The organism is Enterobacter sp. K510 (genome assembly GCF_055804875.1).
In genome coordinates this window covers 93,216-111,957 of the sequence record NZ_JBNRLQ010000001.1, presented here as the reverse complement: position 1 = coordinate 111,957, position 18,742 = coordinate 93,216, and the positions used below count along the sequence as shown (strand labels likewise).

The window sequence follows — 18,742 nt, the reverse complement described above, 5'->3', positions numbered from 1 at the left end:
GACAGAATGAGTAATAACGGCGTACTGATCCGTGTGCGCGGCAAGGTGCAGGGGGTGGGTTTCCGCCCCTTCGTCTGGCAGCTGGCGCAACAACTCGATCTGCGTGGCGATGTCTGCAACGACGGGCACGGCGTCGAAATCCGGCTGTCTGGCGAGGCCACGCGTTTTCTCAGTGAACTGTATCAGCACTGCCCGCCGCTGGCGCGCATTGACGATACCGAGGTGACCCCCTGGCAGTGGGACGACGCGCCCACCGCCTTCACCATTCGCCACAGCACCGGCGGCAGCATGGACACGCAGATTGTGCCGGACGCCGCCACCTGCCCGGCCTGTCTGGCGGAAATGAACGATCCTGCTGAACGCCGCTATCGTTATCCCTTTATTAACTGCACCCACTGCGGGCCGCGGTTTACTATCATTCACGCCATGCCTTACGACCGCCCCTTTACCGTGATGCGCGCCTTTCCGCTGTGCGAGGCGTGCGCGGCGGAGTACCGCAATCCGGCGGATCGGCGTTTTCATGCCCAGCCGGTGGCCTGCGCAGAGTGCGGCCCGCAGCTTGAATGGCAGGCAGCAGGGGTAAGCGAAGTGGGCGAGGCGGCGTTGCAGGCGGCGGTCGCCATGCTGGCGGCGGGAAAGATCGTCGCCATTAAGGGCCTGGGCGGTTTTCATCTCGCCGTTGATGCGCAAAACCAGCAGGCGGTGAGTCGGCTGCGGGAACGTAAGCGCCGTCCGGCCAAACCACTGGCGGTGATGATCCCCCACGGCAGTTGTGAGGCGGCGGCAGAACATCTGCAAACCGCCGCCGCGCCCATTGTGCTGGTTGCGAAAAGCGCGTTGCCGGAACTGTGCGAGGCCATTGCGCCGTCGCTTGCGGAGGTGGGCGTGATGTGGCCCGCCAGTCCGCTCCAGCATTTGCTGATGCAGGCGCTGGAGCGTCCGCTGGTGATGACCTCCGGCAACCTCAGCGGTAGACCGCCTGCGCTGACCAACGACCAGGCGCTCAACGATCTGGCGGATATTGCCGACGGCTTTTTACTGCATAACCGCGATATCGTGCAGCGCATGGATGACTCGGTGATGCGCGTCAGCGGTGAGATGCTGCGCCGGGCGCGCGGCTTTGTGCCGGACGCGCTGCCGCTGCCGCCGGGCTTTGACGCCGTGCCGCCGCTGCTATGCCTCGGGGCGGACATGAAAAATACCTTTTGTCTGCTACGGGGCGACCGGGCGGTGCTGAGCCAGCATTTTGGCGATCTGACCGAGGACGGGGTGGAAACCCAGTGGCGCGCCGCCCTTGAACTGATGCAGAAAATTTATGACTTCGTGCCGCAGCAGGCGGTGTGCGATGCCCACAGCGGCTATCGCGCCACGCAATGGGGCGAGGCGCTCGGCCTGCCGGTGAGCCACGTGCTCCATCATCACGCTCATGCGGCGGCTTGTCTGGCAGAACACGGCTGGCCGCGCGACGGCGGCGATGTCATCGCGCTGATCCTTGACGGCATCGGCATGGGTGAAAACGGCCAGCTGTGGGGCGGGGAGTGCCTGCGGGTGAACTACCGCGAATGCGTGCACCTTGGCGGCTTACCGGCGGTGGCGCTGCCCGGCGGCGACCTGGCGGCACGACAGCCGTGGCGCAACCTGCTGGCGCACTGTCTGGCCTTTGTGCCGGACTGGCAGCGTTATCCGCAAACCCGCGTGCTACAGGATAAAAACTGGCCGTTGCTGGCGCGGGCGATAGCGCAGGGGATTAATTCACCCTGCGCGTCATCCTGCGGGCGGCTGTTTGACGCCGTGGCCTGCGCGCTCGGCTGCGCGCCGGAAAGCCTGAGCTACGAGGGCGAGGCGGCCTGTCGGCTGGAGGCGCTGGCAAGTGAATGTTCCGGCGTGGCTCATCCGGTGCAGTTGCAGCCGCATGATCTTACGGAATTCTGGCAGACATGGCTGACGTGGGACGCCACGGTAAGCGAAAAAGCCTGGTCGTTTCATGATGCGCTGGCAAAAGGGCTGGCGGGACTGATGCGGCGCGAGGCGCAGGCGCGGGGGATCACGACGTTGTGTTTTGGCGGCGGGGTGATGCACAACCGGCTGCTGGTGGCGCGCTTACGGCATTATCTGGCGGATTTCCGGTTGTTGTTTCCGAAGGGGTTACCGGCGGGGGATGGGGGGATTGCCTTTGGGCAGGGGGTGATCGCGGCAGCGCGGCTGGTTTCTGATTAGATGGGCGGGGGTTGCGCTCTTATTTGCTCTGGCGAACGACTTTAACTGTGGGCGCACAGAGCGCGCAGGGGGTGGCCAGTCGCCGCCGCCCCCTGCACCCCCGGGCTCCCGGCAGGAAAATCGCCGCTTCGCGGTGCCCTCGGCTTATCCCTTCCGGCTTCGGGTCGGGCGCGATGCAGCGTCCCTGCAAGTCGCGGCCTCAGCCCGCATCCATGCGGGCTGCCCCGGCCTACAGGGAACGCCTCAGCGATTTTCAGCCGGACTCCCCCCACACTTCATGATTTCTAAATAAATTAACTCAGCAGTTCCTGTAAGTTCTGAAAAACAGAAAGCCACTTCGTCGCCTTATAAAAAATAAAGATAATGACGCGAGGGGTTGAGTCCCCGCTGAAACCGGCGAGCCGGAGGCCGGATGACAAGGGCTGGACGCCATGGATGGCGGCCAGAGGCGATATGAGGCAGGAGGCCGAATTGAGCCGACCGCGGGCAGACGGGCGGGAGGTGAGCGCAGTGCGCAGCACCGGTTTCTGTGCGGGGCCGCGGGGATTGCTAAGGGGGCCGCGGTGGCCCCCTTAGCACGTTCACCGTCAGCGGCGTCACGCCTGACACGGAACGCAAAGTGAACGGAATATTCCACCACACCGAACATTCCACCACACCAAACATCCCACCGAACAGCCCCAATAAACCTACCCGTTCAGCGCCTTCAGCAACCCAAACGCCTCCTTCATCCGGTCCTCACTCACCACAAACGCCCGCAGCTTCTCCCCCTCAAACCCCTTCGCCACCATCCCGTCCGGGCGCGCCTCGATCTGCCAGTGCAGATCCCCGCGCTGCGTCTCGCCCGCCAGATGCAGCGGCAGATCCGGCGTCTTCACCTTCACCAGCATCGGCGGCAGCGACAACGTGGCCTGCTGGCCCAGCAGCGTCTTCGCCAGCCACATCGCGCAAATCTGGATCGGTTGCAGGAAGGGCAGCAGCTTACCGTTGATCTCCGCGCAGTCACCCAGCGCATAAATATCCTCGACGCTGGTGCGCAGATGGTTGTCGACCACGATGCCGCGTCTGACGGCAATACCCGCCTGACTCGCCAGCGCCGTCTGCGGTTTCAGGCCAGTGGCAGCCACCACTGCATCCACCTCAAGGAGGCGATCGCGATCAAAGCGGGCCTGAATGCCCCCGGCGGTGGCCTCCAGCCCAAGCAGCTGCGACTTCAACAGCAGATGCACACCGCTTTCCGTCAGACGATGTTGCAGGCGGCTGCTCACTTCCGGCGGCATCAGCGAAGAAAGTATGCTGGCGGCGGTATCCACCAGCGTCACCGTTTTACCGGCGCGGTTAAAATCCATCGCCAGCTCAGTGCCGATAAGCCCGCCGCCGACAATCAGCACGCGCTGCGCATCGCGCAGGGTCGCGCCGCACGCCTGATACTCCTGCTGACTGTTCAGCGTCAGCATCAGTTCGTTGCCCGGCACCGGCGGCACAAAGGCCGAGGCCCCCGTCGCCAGTACCAGCTTGTCGTAAAACCATTCCTGCTGCTGGCTTTTAACGCAGCGGCGGGTTGAGTCGATTTCCGTCACCCGCGTCTGCGGGAACAGGCGCAGATTAAACTGTTCCGCAAACTCCCCCGCTGGCTGGCGGGTGAGATCGGCTGCCGACTGGCCGAGGCTGATCACGTGGCTGAGATCCGGTTTGTTGTATTCGTCCATGCTGTCAGCGGCAATCAGCGTGACCGGAACCTGCGCGTCCTGTTTGCGGATATTTTTTACCAGCTGTCGGGCGGCGAAGCCCGAACCAATAATGACGATACCCTGATTCATTTTGCCTCCACGGCCAGCACATCAAACACGTCTTTACCCAGTGAACATTCCGGGCACAGGAAGTTGTCCGGCACCTCGTCCCACGGCGTGCCGGGGGCGACATCCTGCATTGGCTCGCCGGTGGCCGGATCGTAGATCCACTGGCACACGCTGCACTGCATGCACGGACCGAGATCAGCGACGGCAGGCTCGCTGACGCTTTCTTCCTGCGGTTTTACGTCCGGGGCAGCAGCGGAAGGCAGCGGGGTAAGCGCCCACTGACGGGCAATATCACGGCCATGCTGACGGCAGATTTCCAGCGCATCAATATCCGGACGCCATTTGGCTTTCAGGCTGAGTGACATCTCAAAACCGGCATCCTGCAAACGTGTGGACAGGCGATCCACCGCGCCGCCGCTCCAGCCGTGAGAGCCAAAGGCGCTGGCGCGTTTATTGCGGAAGCGCAGCCCGGTCATCTCTTCCACCAGCCCGGCGATTTTCGGCATCATCACGTTGTTCATGGTGGAGGTGCCCACCAGCACGCCTTTGGAGCGGAACACGTTGGTCAGCACCTCGTTTTTATCGCTGCGGGCGACGTTGAAGATTTTCACCGCCACGCGGGGATCCACTTCGTTGATGCCCTGGGCGATGGCGTCGGCCATCATGCGGGTATTGTTCGACATGGTGTCGTAGAAAATGGTGATGCGATCTTCCTGATAATCTGCCGCCCATTTGAGGTACAGCTCGACGATTTGCGTCGGGTTATCACGCCATACCACGCCGTGGGAGGTGGCGATCATATCCACCGGCAGGTTAAAGCCGAGGATTTCGGTGATTTTCGGCGTCACCAGGCGGCTGAATGGCGTCAGGATGTTGGCGTAGTAGCGCTGGCACTGTTCGAACAGTTCCACCTGATCCACTTCGTCATTAAACAGGTGTTCGTCGCAATAGTGCTGACCAAAGGCGTCGTTGCTGAACAGCACCGCGTCGCCGGTCATATAGGTCATCATGCTGTCCGGCCAGTGCAGCATCGGCGTTTCAACGAAGATCAGCTGTTTGCCGTTACCAATGTCCAGGGTGTCGCCCGTTTTCACCACGTTGAAATTCCACTCCGGATGATGGTGATGACCGTTAATGGAATCGATGGCGTTATTGGTGCAGTAAATCGGCGTGTCCGGGATGCAGGACATCAGCTCGGTCAGCGCCCCGGCGTGATCTTCTTCCGCATGGTTGATGATGATGTAGTCAATATCCGCGAGGTCTATTTCAGCACGCAGGTTCTGCACGAATTCACGGCTGAATTTGTGGTCGACGGTGTCGATGAGCACGTTTTTCTCTTCGCGGATCAGATAGCTGTTATAGCTGCTGCCGCGCAGGGTTTTGTATTCGGTGCCGTGAAAATCACGTACTTCCCAGTCACGTTGTCCAACCCAGTGAATATTATTTTTTACATGAATAGTCATATTAACCTCAGCCACTCTGAAATTGAGAAAGATGACTGAGCTATATCAAGATGCGTGCCAGTTTTTAATTGTGATATAAATCAATGTTTTAATAAAATAACGTGAAAGGCGCTTTGTCAAAATGACTATGCTTTTAATGGTCAATATGACACTATGCATTGTCAAAATGACTGTGAGGTGGGTATGCGTTTTTCCGTGGAAGCACTGGCGAAAATCGCCATTGAACTGCAAAGCGATATCGGTCATCAGGATCGCTTTTCCCGGCTGATCGCCACGCTGCGCCAGGTGCTGGGCTGCGATGCCTCGGCGCTGCTGCGCTATGAGGCGCACCAGTTCATTCCGCTGGCTATCGACGGGCTGGCGCAGGACGTGCTGGGGCGGCGCTTTTCGCTGGCCGGACACCCGCGCCTGGAGGCGATTGCCCGCGCCGGGGACGTGGTGCGCTTTCCGGCAGACAGCGATCTGCCCGACCCCTACGATGGCCTGATCCCCGGTCAGGAGAGCCTGAAAGTGCACGCCTGCCTGGGCCTGCCATTGTTTGCCGGGCAAAAGCTGATTGGCGCGCTGACCCTCGACGGCATGGAGCCGGATCAGTTCGACGGCTTCAGCGACGAAGCCCTGCGTCTGATAGCCGCGCTGGTGGCCGGGGCGCTGAATAACGCGCTGCTGATTGCCCAGCTGGAAAGCCAGAACGTGCTGCCCGCCGGGGAAAGCAGCTTCACGCCGGAGCGCGGGCAGGAGATGATCGGCCTCGCCCCGGCGATGCAGCAGCTGAAAAAAGAGATCGATATCGTTGCCGCCTCGGATCTCAACGTGCTGATCAGCGGCGAAACCGGCACCGGCAAAGAACTGGTGGCAAAGGCCATTCACAGCGGATCGCCACGGGCGGTGAATCCGCTGGTCTATCTGAACTGCGCGGCGCTGCCGGAAAGCGTGGCGGAAAGCGAACTCTTCGGCCATGTGAAAGGGGCCTTTACCGGGGCGATCAGCAACCGCAGCGGCAAGTTTGAAATGGCCGATAACGGCACGCTGTTCCTTGATGAAATCGGCGAGCTGTCGCTGGCGTTGCAGGCGAAGCTGCTGCGCGTGTTGCAGTACGGCGATATTCAGCGCGTCGGCGATGACCGCAGTCTGCGGGTGGATGTGCGCGTACTGGCCGCCACCAACCGCGACCTGCGTGAGGAGGTGCTGGCGGGGCGGTTTCGCGCCGATCTGTTCCACCGCCTGAGCGTCTTTCCGCTGTTTGTGCCGCCGCTGCGGGAGCGGGGCGAGGATGTGATCCTGCTGGCGGGTTATTTCTGCGAGCAGTGCCGGATGCGGCTCGGGCTGGCGCAGGTGGTGCTGAGCCCCGGCGCGCGGGCGCAGCTGCTGGCGTATGGCTGGCCCGGCAACGTGCGCGAGCTGGAACATGCCATTCATCGCGCGGTGGTGCTGGCGCGGGCGACGCGGGCAGGGGATGAAGTGGTGCTGGAAGCGCATCACTTTGCCTTCACCTATGAGGCTGCGCCTGCGGCAACGCCCGCCATCAGCCCGCCAGTGAACGACGCCGCGCTGAACCTGCGGACGGCTACGGAAGATTTTCAGCGCCAGCTGATTGAGAATGCCCTGCGCGCCCACAACCATAACTGGGCGGCAAGCGCGCGGGCGCTGGAGATGGACGTCGCCAACCTGCACCGGCTGGCGAAGCGTCTGGGGCTGAAGGGCTAGAGAATGCCCGCCTGGTAGAAGTCCTGTAAGTTGATTGCGCCGGTGAGCACGCCGTTTTCATCCACCACCGGGGCGGCGGCGATTTTGCGCTTCATCAGGATCTCTTTGGCATCAATGGCGCGGCTCTGCGCCTGTAGCGTGACGCCGCCCGGCGTCATGGCGTCACGTACCGCGGCGTCCAGCGTACCGCCGCCCACCAGCCAGCGGCGCAGGTCGCCATCGGTAAACACCCCCTGAACGTGCTGCGCGCTGTCGCATACCGCCACCAGCCCCAGCCCGGTGCGGCTTAGTTCCAGCATGGCGTCCATCACGCTGGTGTCGAGCTGCACCTGCGGCAGGGCGTCACCGGTACGCATCAGGTGATGCACTTTATTAAGCAACCGCGCGCCCAGCGCCCCCGCCGGATGCGAACGGGCGAAATCCTCTTCGTTGAAACCGCGCGCCTGCATCACCGCCATCGCCAGCGCGTCGCCCATCATCAGCGTGTTAACGGTGCTGGAGGTGGGCGCAAGGTGCATCGGGCAGGCTTCACGCTCCACCGAAATGTCCAGCCAGGCTTTGGCGGCCAGCGCCAGCGGGGAGCGGGATTTACCGGTCATCGCCAGCAGCGCGACGCCTTTTTCTTCCAGCCGCGGGATGATCAGATCCAGCTCTTTTGCGGTGCCGGAATAGGAGATAAACAGCAGCAGGTCGCGGCTTTCAATCATGCCAAGATCGCCGTGCAGCGCTTCCGCCGGATGGACAAAAAAGGCCGGGGTACCGGTGCTGGCGAGGGTGGCGGCGATCTTCTTGCCAATGTGTCCGGATTTGCCGATGCCGGAGACAATCACTTTGCCTTCGCAGTGCAGGATGGCGCTGGCGGCGCGCACGAAGTCGTCCCCGAGGCGTTCCGGCAGACGGCTGGCTTCCTGTAATTCCAGCAGCAGGGTCTGGCGGGCAGTATTTAACAGATGTTCACTCATGGTTCTCTCCGGCAATAATCACGTCAATTCCTTTGTCTTCCAGTGCGGCGCGGAACTCCTCGGAAATTCCCGCGTCGGTGATCAGTTTATCCACGCTCTCCAGGCTACAGACGATATTCGGGCTTTTGCGGCCAAACTTTGAGGAGTCGGCCATCAGGATCACTTCCCTCGCGGCGTTGCACATGGCTTTATTGACGGTAAACACTTCGTTGAAGGTGGTGACGCCCGCGCTGAGATCGATGCCGTCGGTGCCCATAAACAGCTTATCGAAGCTGAAATGCTCAAAGGCGTTTTCCGCCAGCTGACCGTGGAAGGAGGCGGATTTTTTACGGAAAGTACCGCCCGGCATCAGGATAGTCTGCTCGTTGTCCAGCTCCGACAGGGCGTTCACGATGTGCAGGCTATTGGTCATGACCGTGATGTTATTAAAACGGCTGAGCAGGGGCACCATTTGCAGCACCGTACTGCCTGCGTCGAGGATCAGCGAATCACCATCGTGAATAAAGCCCACCGCCGTTTCGGCGATGCGCGCTTTCTGAGCGGTGTTAATCAGCGCTTTATGATCGATAGGCGGATCCGCTTCGTCCTTATTAAGCACGACGCCGCCATAAGTGCGGATCACCGTACCGGCGTGTTCGAGGATCACCAGATCTTTGCGGATGGTGGTGCCGGTGGTGTCGAACTGCTGCGCCAGTTCATCTACCGAACATTTACCCCGCTGATGCAGATGTTCGAGAATAGCGGCCTGGCGCTGACGTGGTTTCATAGGCGTTGGATCCTGCGTGAAATTGCGAACTGATAATTTCGCAAGCTAAAAGCGTTCACAACGAAATTACCCATGTTTCATTTTAAGCGCTAATGATAGAGCATTCTGACAGCGCGGATCATGGGGAAAGATCACATCAGGGTGTAATTCATCACGATGTTTGCCGGTAAGCGCGGAAATTTTTAACGGTCTGGCGAAAACCGTCAGTCCTTTCATCAGTAAGGTGTCCGTCACGCGCTGCTGTTCATCCAGCGCGACGGCGATGACCACGCGGGGCCGGAAGCGTCCACCAGCCCGCCCGACGCCGACCCGCCCGCGCTGGCACAGCTGCTCAAAGGCGCGGTTAAACTGGCGGATCTGCCAGCCGCCCAGCGCCATCTGGCCGATCCAGGCGATGGCGGCGACGGTGATAAGTGCCGTTACCATAGTGACTCCTTAATTGCCGGAATTGCCGGGTGGCGGCTGCGCCTTACCCGGCCTACGGTCATGGAGGGTTGTAGCCCCGGTAAGCGCAGCGCCACCGGGGAATGCATTCACGGGAATGAACTCAAAACATCACCTGCCCGCCGGTGATATTAATCGACTGCCCGGTGCAGTAAGACGCCAGCGGGCTGGCGTAAAACAGCAGCAGGTTAAGCACATCCTGATAATCGCAGCCGCGCTTCAGCGGCACTTTATCAATGTAATGCTGCTCCACCTGATCGGCGGGAATACCGAGCTTGCTGGCATACTGCGGGATCAGCGACTGGAACATCGGCGATTTCAGCAGATTACCGAGCATCAGCGAGTGCACGGTAATGCCGTACTCCGCCAGATCCAGCGCCAGCGACTGCGTTAACCCCACGCCGCCGAACTTGGCGGCGCTGTAGCCTGAATTGTGTTTGCTGCCCACTTTGCCGGATTTCGAGTTGATCTGGATGATGCGCCCGGCGATGCCGTCGCGGATCATCAGCCGTGAAAACTCCCGCGCGCAGAGGAAATAGCCCACCAGATTCACCTGCAACGAGCGGTCAAAATCCCCCAGCTCGACATCGCTGATAAAGGCCGCTTTGGCGATCCCGGCGCTGTATACCAGCAAATCGACGCGGCCAAAAATCTCGTCCACGCCTCGGGAGAGCGCCAGCACGCTCTGTTCGCTGGTGGCGTCGGCCCCGAAACCGTACGCCTTACCTTCGCCGAATTCGGCATTGATCTGCTGTGCGGTGCTGGCGGCTTTATCGCTCTGAATATCCACCACCGCCACACGATAACCCTCTGCGGCCAGCCCACGGCACAGGAACGCCCCTAAGGTCTGTCCTCCGCCAATGACAACGGCAACCTGATCCATACTTTTCTCCTCAACTACGCAGTAAATTTTAAAATGCAGCCCGGCTGGATCGCTGACGGCACCGGCCCGGCGACGTGCACCGTGCCGGGGAATTCCGCCTCACGCTCGCCGTCAAACCGCAGGGTGATATGACCCAGCTCGCGCAGGTTTTCGCCTGCCACCGCCCCCACGGCGGTGACGGGATAGCGCTGTTCCCCCAGCTCAAATACCGCGCCGGGTTGCAGGCTGCCGTGCATTTCGCCGTGGCAGTGAATGAAACAGAACGCCTGAATGTCGGCCGGCGCGCCCTCGCGAAAGGTGATCAGCATCTGTTCGTCCAGCGCCTCCGCTGCGCTGTCGCCAATATGGGTGATGGTGGTCTGGTAGATCACGGACATCGTTTATGACCTCTTATTGATAGATGAAACCTGAAACAAACCAGGCGATAAGGACGGTAGGCGCGCCGGTGAGAAAACGGCTGACCAGTACAGAAGGAACGCCGACGCGCACCGTGTCCTGACGCGCTTCCGCCAGCGACAGCCCGACCGGGATGAAGTCGCACGCCGCCTGGGCGTTAATCGCAAACAGGGCGGGCAGGGCGAGATGCGGCGGGATGTGCCCGAGGCCAATCTGTACGCCGATCAGTACGCCAATCACCTGGGCGATGACTGCGCCGGGGCCGAGGAAGGGCGACAGCAGCGGGAAGGAGCAGATCAGCGCCAGCGTCACCAGCCCCAGCGGATGGCTGGCGAGCGGGGCGAGGCCGTGGGCGATCCAGTCGCCCAGACCGGACGCCATGATGATGCCGATCAGCGCCGCGACGAACGCCATAAACGGCAGGATGGTTTTCAGCACCGTATCAATGGTGTCGCGCCCGGCCTGAAAGAGTACCGCCACCGCCGAGCCCATCCCCATGCCGACCTTCGCCAGCAGGCCGTCGCTCTGCTCGGTGATCTTCTTACTGGTGTCGTAATCCCGCGGCGCAGGATTTGCCGTGGCGGCCTGTTCGTGACGAATGTTTTCCTCTTTCACGCCGGAGACGTAAATGTCTTCGGTGATGTACTGCGCCAGCGGGCCGGACTTGCCGGTGGCATGAATATTCACCGTCGGAATACGGCGTTTCGGGTAGATGCCGCAGCGCAGGGTGCCGCCGCAGTCGATCACCGCCACGCCGATCTCTGCTTCCGCAGGTTCTCCCTCTTTGAAGCCGTCCACCGCCTGCCAGCCGGTGAGCTGCGCCAGCTTGTCGACGATGGCCGGGCGCGTTCCGGCCGTGATATAGACGATTTTTTTCGGCGTGGCGGCGTCAAACATCAGCGGGCCGCCCCAGCCGCCGGTGCCTTTTTCAATCACAATGCGCGTCATGATGTTGCTCCTGCCAGGCGGACTTTCTGCTCCAGTTGAATGCCCATTTTTTTCTCAAAAATGGCGGTGGTGAGGTCAGTGACCCAGCCGCGAAAGAAGTTGGTGACGAGGCCGACCAGCAGGTAGCTCACCGCCAGCGGGCCGAGGGGTAAACCCAGCGTAGTGAGGCCGCTGGCGATGCCCAGATAGACAAACAGTTCGCCGGGGTTAATGTGCGGGAACAGGCCATTCATCGAGTGGCAGCTATAGGACGCGGCGGCGTAATAGCTCGGCTTGTATTTTTCCGGCATAAAGCGGCCCAGGCTTAGCGTCATCGGATTACAGAACACAAAGGTGCCGACCAGCGGCAGCAGCAGATAGCGGGTAACGGGATTACCGGCGCAGCCCTGCGCCAGTCGTTCGATACGTTGCTGACCAATAAAGTTAATCAGCGCGTTCATGATCACCAGCAGACTGATCAGCAACGGCAGAATGCCCGTCACCATGCCGGTAAATACTTCGCCACCTTTCTGAAACAGCCCGATAAACCACTCGGCGCCGTGCGTGATGGTTTCGATCATTCTTTTCTCCTCCAGGGTAGGGTCTTTTGCACGGCTAATAATAATCACTTTGAAAGGTTTGAAAGTGTTATTCAGATCTCATTATGAAAGATAAAATGATCGAAATGAAAGATTTTAAGGAAAAGAAGGGGAGTAAACGTTCGTTTTGCAAGATTTAGGCGGGGCGCAGGAGAATGTTGCGGCGACTTCTCTTTGCCGCTTCCTTGTGGACAGGCAGATGCTTTACCATAATTCCCTCTCGCCGAATTCGTTATCTTATATGGATGTCCCATGTTTAAGCGTCGTTACGCAGCTCTTTTACCTGTGCTGGTTCTGCTCTCCGCCTGTAGCAGTAAACCAAAATCCACTCAGGCTCCCGCCACTGCGGGCACGCCGCCTGCCGGCGGATTCCTGCTGGAGCCGCAGCATACTATGCTCAATCCGGCCGGCGATTTTGCCAACAACCCGGCGGCTGAACAGTTCATTGATATGATGGTCAGCAAACACGGTTTTGACCGTCAGCAACTGCATGAGATCCTCTCGCAGGCGAAGCGCCTTGATTCCGTGCTGCGCCTGATGGATCGCCAGGCGCCGACCGCCAGCGTACCCTCAGGGCCAACCGGTGCCTGGCTGCGTTACCGTAAACAGTTCATCACGCCGGATAACGTGCAAAACGGCGTAGCCTTCTGGGATCAATATGAAGATGCGCTCAATCGCGCGTGGCAGGTGTACGGCGTGCCGCCGGAAATCATCGTCGGCATCATCGGCGTGGAAACCCGCTGGGGCCGCGTGATGGGGAAAACCCGCATTCTGGATGCGCTGGCAACCCTGTCATTCGCCTATCCGCGCCGCGCCGCCTATTTCTCTTCCGAGCTGGAAACCTTCCTGCTGATGGCGCGCGATGAGAGCGACGATCCGCTCGATTTGAAAGGTTCTTTTGCCGGGGCGATGGGCTACGGACAGTTTATGCCGTCCTCCTATAAAGAGTATGCCGTTGATTTTAATGGCGACGGGCATATCAACCTGTGGGATCCGGTGGATGCTATCGGCAGCGTGGCCAACTACTTCAAAGAGCATGGCTGGGTGAAAGGCGATCTGGTGGCAGTACCGGCCATCGGGCAGGCGCCGGGGCTGGCGAACGGCTTCAAAACCAAATACAGCGTTGCGCAGCTGGCGGCGGCGGGCTTAACGCCGCAGCAATCGCTGGGTAATCATCAGGAAGCGAGCCTGCTGCGCCTCGATGTGGGCACCGGCTACGAATACTGGTACGGTCTGCCGAACTTCTACGCCATAACCCGCTATAACCACAGCACCCACTATGCAATGGCAGTCTGGCAGCTCGGTCAGACGGTGGCGCTGTCGCGCGTTAAGTAATAACGATAAAGGCCGGCGTCCGCTGGCCTTTTTTCTGAAGCCCCCTCGTAAAATCGACTTCCCGCCCCCACCTTTATTGAGAAGATGCTATCTTGTCTGCCATGTTTTTATTCACTTACGGGAGTCATGATGACAGACAGTGAATTGATGCATCTGAGCGAGCGTATCGGACAGGCGCTCAAAGCGCGGGGCGCCACGGTCACCACCGCTGAATCCTGCACCGGCGGCTGGGTGGCGAAAGTCATCACCGATATTGCGGGCAGTTCCGCCTGGTTTGAACGCGGTTTTGTCACCTATAGTAACGAAGCGAAAGCGCAGATGATTGGCGTTAAGCCCGCCACGCTGGAACAGCATGGCGCGGTGAGCGAGCCGGTGGTGGTTGAGATGGCGATAGGCGCCATTAAAGCCGCCCGCGCGGACTATGCGATCGCCATCAGCGGCATTGCCGGACCGGACGGCGGCACGGCTACCAAGCCCGTCGGCACCGTGTGGTTTGGCTTTGCCAGCGCCGCAGGCGAGGGGATCACCCGCTGTGAATGCTTCAGCGGCGACCGCGAAAATGTGCGTCGTCAGGCCACGGCTTATGCCCTGCAAACGCTATGGCAACAATTTCTACAAAACACTTGATACTGTATGAGCATACAGTATAATTGCCGCAACAGTTAAGAATTCCCGGTTGAGCACCACCTGCTTTACCCGGCATGACAGGAGTAATAATGGCTATCGACGAAAACAAACAGAAAGCGTTGGCGGCAGCACTGGGCCAGATCGAAAAGCAATTCGGTAAAGGCTCCATCATGCGCCTGGGTGAAGACCGTTCCATGGATGTGGAAACTATCTCCACCGGTTCGCTTTCTCTGGATATTGCACTGGGCGCAGGCGGTTTGCCGATGGGCCGTATCGTAGAAATCTACGGGCCGGAATCCTCAGGTAAAACAACCTTAACCCTTCAGGTTATCGCGGCGGCGCAGCGTCAGGGTAAAACCTGTGCGTTTATCGATGCTGAACATGCGCTGGACCCTGTCTACGCACGTAAGCTGGGCGTGGATATTGATAACCTGCTGTGTTCTCAGCCGGATACCGGTGAGCAGGCGCTGGAAATCTGTGACGCGCTCGCGCGCTCAGGCGCCGTTGACGTGCTGGTGGTTGACTCCGTTGCAGCGCTGACCCCGAAAGCCGAAATCGAAGGCGAAATCGGTGACTCTCACATGGGCCTCGCGGCACGTATGATGAGCCAGGCGATGCGTAAACTGGCGGGTAACCTGAAGCAATCCAACACGCTGCTGATCTTCATCAACCAGATCCGTATGAAAATTGGTGTGATGTTCGGTAACCCGGAAACCACCACCGGTGGTAACGCGCTGAAATTCTACGCTTCCGTGCGTCTCGACATCCGCCGTATCGGCGCGGTGAAAGAGGGCGATAACGTAGTGGGCAGCGAAACCCGCGTGAAGGTTGTGAAGAACAAGATCGCCGCGCCGTTCAAACAGGCTGAATTCCAGATCCTCTACGGGGAAGGTATTAACTTCTACGGCGAGCTGGTTGACCTGGGCGTGAAAGAGAAGTTCATCGAGAAAGCAGGTGCATGGTACAGCTACAACGGTGAGAAAATCGGTCAGGGTAAAGCGAACGCCACTACCTGGCTGAAAGAGAACCCGGAAACGGCTAAGGAAATTGAGAAGAAAGTGCGTGACGCGCTGCTCAGTAATCCGGATACCAAGCCTGACTTCACCGTTGATGACAACGATGAACACGCGAAAGAAGGCGACGAAGATTTCTGATAATCTTATGTAACCGATAAAAAGGGCTGCTTATGCAGCCCTTTTGCTATTCCATTTCCAGCAGGTGTGCTATGTCTGATTCTGATACTACGCCCCGTCGTTCCGCCTATGCCCGGTTACTGGATCGGGCAATGCGTATCCTCGCGATGCGCGATCACAGTGAACAGGAATTTCGCCGCAAACTCACCGTGCCCGTTATGACCAAAACCGGGCCGGAGCCGGTGGATGCCAGCGAAGAAGATATCAATAACGTCGTTAACTGGTGCTTTGAAAACCGCTACCTTGATGACGATCGTTTCGCCCGCCAGTTTATTGCCAGCCGCGGACGCAAAGGTTACGGCCCGTCGCGCATCAGCCAGGAGCTAAACCAGAAAGGCATTGGCCGGGAAGCCGCGCAGGCGGCGATGCGCGAGTGTGAGATTGACTGGACGGCGCTGGCCCGCGAGCAGGCCTACCGCAAATATGGCGAGCCGCTGCCCACCGCCTTCGCCGATAAAGTGAAAGTACAGCGATTTCTGATGTACCGCGGCTTTATGATGGAAGATATTCAGGCGCTGTGGCGAAATTTTGATGATTGACTGCATACGGGATTTTACTTCGCAGTAAAGAAAACTTATCTTATTCCCACTTTTTCCGGTAGTTGGCGGCGGTCTCTACGCAGTCAACCGCCGGCTACGATAATACGTTAGCTTGATTTCAGGATAATTATGAGCAAGAGCACCGCTGAGATCCGTCAGGCGTTTCTCGACTTTTTCCATAGTAAGGGCCATCAGGTAGTTGCCAGCAGCTCCCTGGTTCCAAATAACGACCCGACTCTGCTGTTTACCAACGCCGGGATGAACCAGTTCAAGGATGTATTCCTTGGTCTCGACAAGCGTAATTATTCCCGCGCGACCACCTCGCAGCGCTGCGTGCGTGCGGGCGGTAAACATAATGACCTGGAAAACGTCGGTTACACCGCGCGTCACCATACCTTCTTCGAAATGCTGGGTAACTTCAGCTTCGGCGATTACTTCAAACACGAAGCCATTCAGTTCGCATGGGAACTGCTGACCGGTGAAAACTGGTTTGCCCTGCCGAAAGAGCGTTTGTGGGTGACCGTGTACGCCACTGACGACGAAGCGTACGACATCTGGGAAAAAGAAGTCGGCATTCCGCGCGAACGTATCATCCGCATCGGTGATAACAAAGGCGCGCCATACGCTTCCGACAACTTCTGGCAGATGGGTGACACCGGTCCGTGCGGCCCGTGCACCGAGATTTTCTACGATCACGGCGATCACATCTGGGGCGGGCCTCCGGGTAGCCCGGAAGAAGACGGCGACCGCTACATTGAGATCTGGAACATCGTCTTTATGCAGTTCAACCGCCAGGCCGACGGCACCATGGAACCGCTGCCGAAGCCGTCCGTGGATACCGGTATGGGCCTTGAGCGCATTGCCGCCGTACTGCAACATGTGAACTCTAACTACGACATCGATCTGTTCAGCAAACTTATCGAAGCCGTAGCGAAAGTGACGGGCGCGACGGATCTGAGCAACAAATCCCTGCGCGTCATTGCCGACCATATTCGTTCCTGTGCCTTCCTGATTGCGGATGGCGTGCTGCCGTCGAATGAAAACCGTGGCTATGTGCTGCGCCGCATCATTCGTCGCGCGGTGCGTCATGGCAACATGCTGGGCGCGAAAGACACCTTCTTCTACAAACTCGTCGGTCCGCTGATCGCGGTAATGGGCGCGGCAGGCGAAGATCTGCAACGCCAGCAGGCGCAGGTTGAGCAGGTGCTGAAAACCGAAGAAGAGCAGTTTGCCCGCACGCTTGAGCGTGGCCTGGCGCTGCTGGATGAAGAGCTGTCGAAGCTGACCGGCGACACGCTGGACGGTGAAACCGCCTTCCGTCTGTACGATACCTACGGTTTCCCGGTGGATCTGACCGCCGACGTGTGCCGTGAGCGTAATCTGAAAGTGGACGAAGCGGGCTTCGAAGCCGCAATGGAAGAGCAGCGCCGTCGCGCGCGTGAATCCAGCGGTTTTGGCGCCGATTACAATGCGATGATCCGCGTTGACGGCAGCACCGAATTCAAAGGCTACGACCACCTTGAGCTGACCGCAAAAGTCACCGCGCTCTTTGTCGACGGTAAAGCGGTAGACGCCATCACAGCCGGTCAGGATGCGGTGGTGGTGCTGGATGAAACGCCTTTCTACGCCGAATCCGGCGGTCAGGTGGGTGATAAGGGCGAGCTGAAAGGCAATGGCTTCACCTTTACTGTTACCGACACGCAGAAATACGGTCAGGCGACTGGTCACCAGGGCAAACTGGCGTCCGGCGTGCTGAAGCTGGGCGATGGCGTAAAAGCGGAAGTTGACGAGGCTCGCCGCGAACGTATTCGTCTGAACCACTCCGCCACGCACCTGATGCACGCCGCGCTGCGCGAAGTGCTGGGTACGCATGTGGCGCAGAAAGGTTCTCTGGTTAACGACAAGATCCTGCGCTTTGACTTCTCGCATTTCGAAGCGATGAAACCGTCAGAGGTCCGTGCGGTTGAAGATCTGGTGAACGCGCAAATCCGCCGCAACCTGCCGATCGAAACCAATATTATGGAACTGGAAGCCGCACGCGCGAAGGGTGCAATGGCGCTGTTCGGCGAGAAATATGATGATCGCGTGCGCGTGCTGAGCATGGGCGATTTCTCAACGGAGCTGTGCGGCGGGACTCACGCCTCACGTACCGGTGACATTGGCCTGTTCCGTATTGTGTCGGAATCGGGCACCGCCGCTGGCGTGCGTCGTATCGAAGCCGTCACCGGCGAAGGGGCGATTGCCAGCCTGCACGCGGAAAGCGATCAGCTGCATGACATCGCGCAGTTGCTGAAAGGCGACAGCCAGAACCTGGGCGAGAAAGTGCGCAGCGTTCTGGATAAAACGCGTCAGCTTGAGAAAGAGCTGCAACACCTGAAAGAACAACAGGCAGCCCTGGAGAGCGCAAGCTTGTCCAGCAAAGCCGAAGACATCAATGGCGTGAAGCTGCTGGTCAGTGAACTGGCAGGCGTTGAGCCGAAGATGCTGCGTACCATGGTCGACGATCTGAAGAATCAGTTAGGTTCTACTATAATCGTGCTGGCTACGGTGGCAGAGGGTAAGGTTTCTCTGATTGCGGGTGTGTCTAAGGATGTGACCGACCGCGTGAAAGCAGGGGAACTGGTAGGAATGGTAGCCCAACAAGTGGGGGGCAAAGGGGGCGGTCGACCGGATATGGCGCAAGCCGGCGGTACCGATGCGTCAGCGCTTCCCGCAGCACTGGCCAGCGTTAAAACCTGGGTAAGTGCGAAGCTGTAAATAACGAAAAAGCGCAGGCAAATGCCATGACTCAGGTTATGGCATTTTTGCCACTACGCTTTTGATAACGATAAAGTCAGGTTGAAGTTGTGTATATCGGCTAAACTTACGTTTAACAGAAAGTAATA

Annotated in this window: 16 protein-coding genes; 7 read left to right on the top strand and 9 right to left on the bottom strand. The window is 59.2% G+C overall.

What is annotated here, in order from left to right; genetic code table 11:
• The first annotated feature begins 6 nt into the window (after window positions 1–6).
• Window positions 7–2,217 carry a carbamoyltransferase HypF gene (gene hypF / locus ACQUTD_RS00505; protein WP_473276681.1) on the top strand — a complete coding sequence of 737 codons (2,211 nt, stop codon included), beginning with the start codon at window positions 7–9 and terminating at the stop codon, window positions 2,215–2,217.
• Window positions 2,218–2,906: 689 nt separating this feature from the next.
• Here hypF and norW read toward each other — a convergent pair.
• Both norW and norV read right to left on the bottom strand, forming a co-directional pair.
• Window positions 2,907–4,037 carry an NADH:flavorubredoxin reductase NorW gene (gene norW, locus ACQUTD_RS00500; protein ID WP_473276680.1) on the bottom strand — a complete coding sequence of 377 codons (1,131 nt, stop codon included), beginning with the start codon at window positions 4,035–4,037 and terminating at the stop codon, window positions 2,907–2,909.
• Window positions 4,034–5,479 carry an anaerobic nitric oxide reductase flavorubredoxin gene (norV, locus tag ACQUTD_RS00495; protein ID WP_318364916.1) on the bottom strand — a complete coding sequence of 482 codons (1,446 nt, stop codon included), beginning with the start codon at window positions 5,477–5,479 and terminating at the stop codon, window positions 4,034–4,036. The genes norW and norV overlap by 4 nt, the downstream gene beginning before the upstream one ends.
• Window positions 5,480–5,662: 183 nt before the next feature.
• On the opposite strand from norV, the gene norR reads away from it, so the two are divergent.
• A complete protein-coding gene (norR, locus tag ACQUTD_RS00490; protein WP_473276679.1) occupies window positions 5,663–7,186 on the top strand; it encodes a nitric oxide reductase transcriptional regulator NorR in 1,524 nt (507 codons plus the stop codon).
• On the opposite strand, the gene gutQ is transcribed toward norR, so the two are convergent.
• The 7 genes from gutQ to srlA all read right to left on the bottom strand — a co-directional run bounded on the left by gutQ (window position 7,183) and on the right by srlA (window position 12,145).
• Window positions 7,183–8,148, bottom strand: coding sequence for an arabinose-5-phosphate isomerase GutQ (gene gutQ, locus ACQUTD_RS00485; RefSeq protein ID WP_072570029.1), 966 nt, complete (start codon window positions 8,146–8,148; stop codon window positions 7,183–7,185). The genes norR and gutQ overlap by 4 nt on opposite strands.
• Window positions 8,141–8,914, bottom strand: coding sequence for a glucitol operon DNA-binding transcriptional repressor SrlR (gene srlR / locus ACQUTD_RS00480; RefSeq protein ID WP_473276678.1), 774 nt, complete (start codon window positions 8,912–8,914; stop codon window positions 8,141–8,143). Before srlR ends, gutQ begins: the two co-directional genes overlap by 8 nt.
• Before the next feature lie 66 nt (window positions 8,915–8,980).
• Window positions 8,981–9,340 (bottom strand): transcriptional regulator GutM, encoded by a 360-nt coding sequence (gutM, locus tag ACQUTD_RS00475; RefSeq protein WP_473276677.1) that lies wholly within the window; start codon window positions 9,338–9,340, stop codon window positions 8,981–8,983.
• 121 nt (window positions 9,341–9,461) lie between these two features.
• On the bottom strand, window positions 9,462–10,241 hold the full coding sequence (gene srlD / locus ACQUTD_RS00470) for a sorbitol-6-phosphate dehydrogenase (protein WP_072570032.1): 780 nt from the start codon (window positions 10,239–10,241) through the stop codon (window positions 9,462–9,464).
• 14 nt (window positions 10,242–10,255) lie between these two features.
• Window positions 10,256–10,618 carry a PTS glucitol/sorbitol transporter subunit IIA gene (gene srlB, locus ACQUTD_RS00465; protein WP_318364912.1) on the bottom strand — a complete coding sequence of 121 codons (363 nt, stop codon included), beginning with the start codon at window positions 10,616–10,618 and terminating at the stop codon, window positions 10,256–10,258.
• 13 nt (window positions 10,619–10,631) lie between these two features.
• Window positions 10,632–11,585, bottom strand: coding sequence for a PTS glucitol/sorbitol transporter subunit IIB (gene srlE / locus ACQUTD_RS00460; protein WP_473276675.1), 954 nt, complete (start codon window positions 11,583–11,585; stop codon window positions 10,632–10,634).
• A complete protein-coding gene (gene srlA, locus ACQUTD_RS00455) occupies window positions 11,582–12,145 on the bottom strand; it encodes a PTS glucitol/sorbitol transporter subunit IIC (RefSeq protein ID WP_072570146.1) in 564 nt (187 codons plus the stop codon). The genes srlE and srlA overlap by 4 nt, the downstream gene beginning before the upstream one ends.
• Before the next feature lie 270 nt (window positions 12,146–12,415).
• Here srlA and mltB point away from each other — a divergent pair, with 270 nt between their 5' ends.
• From mltB to alaS, 5 genes are all read left to right on the top strand, one after another.
• Window positions 12,416–13,498, top strand: coding sequence for a lytic murein transglycosylase B (gene mltB / locus ACQUTD_RS00450; protein ID WP_321987922.1), 1,083 nt, complete (start codon window positions 12,416–12,418; stop codon window positions 13,496–13,498).
• Window positions 13,499–13,627: 129 nt separating this feature from the next.
• The gene (pncC, locus tag ACQUTD_RS00445) at window positions 13,628–14,125 is read left to right on the top strand and encodes a nicotinamide-nucleotide amidase (protein ID WP_072570036.1); all 498 of its coding nucleotides are present in this window, start codon (window positions 13,628–13,630) and stop codon (window positions 14,123–14,125) included.
• Between the two features lie 89 nt (window positions 14,126–14,214).
• On the top strand, window positions 14,215–15,279 hold the full coding sequence (gene recA, locus ACQUTD_RS00440; RefSeq protein ID WP_072570037.1) for a recombinase RecA: 1,065 nt from the start codon (window positions 14,215–14,217) through the stop codon (window positions 15,277–15,279).
• A gap of 71 nt (window positions 15,280–15,350) precedes the next feature.
• On the top strand, window positions 15,351–15,857 hold the full coding sequence (gene recX / locus ACQUTD_RS00435; RefSeq protein WP_473276674.1) for a recombination regulator RecX: 507 nt from the start codon (window positions 15,351–15,353) through the stop codon (window positions 15,855–15,857).
• Window positions 15,858–15,986: 129 nt separating this feature from the next.
• Complete coding sequence (gene alaS / locus ACQUTD_RS00430) at window positions 15,987–18,614, top strand: alanine--tRNA ligase (RefSeq protein WP_473276673.1); 2,628 nt, start codon at window positions 15,987–15,989, stop codon at window positions 18,612–18,614.
• Window positions 18,615–18,742: the final 128 nt, after the last annotated feature.

Bases quoted from the DNA above. Each gene is read 5' to 3' on its own strand.
- gutQ (WP_072570029.1), bottom strand. From the start codon at position 8,148: ATGAGTGAACATCTGTTAAATACTGCCCGCCAGACCCTGCTGCTGGAA.
- srlD (WP_072570032.1), bottom strand. From the start codon at position 10,241: ATGGATCAGGTTGCCGTTGTCATTGGCGGAGGACAGACCTTAGGGGCG.
- recX (WP_473276674.1), top strand. From the start codon at position 15,351: ATGTCTGATTCTGATACTACGCCCCGTCGTTCCGCCTATGCCCGGTTA.
- pncC (WP_072570036.1), top strand. From the start codon at position 13,628: ATGACAGACAGTGAATTGATGCATCTGAGCGAGCGTATCGGACAGGCG.
- mltB (WP_321987922.1), top strand. From the start codon at position 12,416: ATGTTTAAGCGTCGTTACGCAGCTCTTTTACCTGTGCTGGTTCTGCTC.
- alaS (WP_473276673.1), top strand. From the start codon at position 15,987: ATGAGCAAGAGCACCGCTGAGATCCGTCAGGCGTTTCTCGACTTTTTC.
- norV (WP_318364916.1), bottom strand. From the start codon at position 5,479: ATGACTATTCATGTAAAAAATAATATTCACTGGGTTGGACAACGTGAC.
- recA (WP_072570037.1), top strand. From the start codon at position 14,215: ATGGCTATCGACGAAAACAAACAGAAAGCGTTGGCGGCAGCACTGGGC.
- srlB (WP_318364912.1), bottom strand. From the start codon at position 10,618: ATGTCCGTGATCTACCAGACCACCATCACCCATATTGGCGACAGCGCA.
- norR (WP_473276679.1), top strand. From the start codon at position 5,663: ATGCGTTTTTCCGTGGAAGCACTGGCGAAAATCGCCATTGAACTGCAA.
- srlA (WP_072570146.1), bottom strand. From the start codon at position 12,145: ATGATCGAAACCATCACGCACGGCGCCGAGTGGTTTATCGGGCTGTTT.
- srlE (WP_473276675.1), bottom strand. From the start codon at position 11,585: ATGACGCGCATTGTGATTGAAAAAGGCACCGGCGGCTGGGGCGGCCCG.
- srlR (WP_473276678.1), bottom strand. From the start codon at position 8,914: ATGAAACCACGTCAGCGCCAGGCCGCTATTCTCGAACATCTGCATCAG.
- norW (WP_473276680.1), bottom strand. From the start codon at position 4,037: ATGAATCAGGGTATCGTCATTATTGGTTCGGGCTTCGCCGCCCGACAG.
- gutM (WP_473276677.1), bottom strand. From the start codon at position 9,340: ATGGTAACGGCACTTATCACCGTCGCCGCCATCGCCTGGATCGGCCAG.
- hypF (WP_473276681.1), top strand. From the start codon at position 7: ATGAGTAATAACGGCGTACTGATCCGTGTGCGCGGCAAGGTGCAGGGG.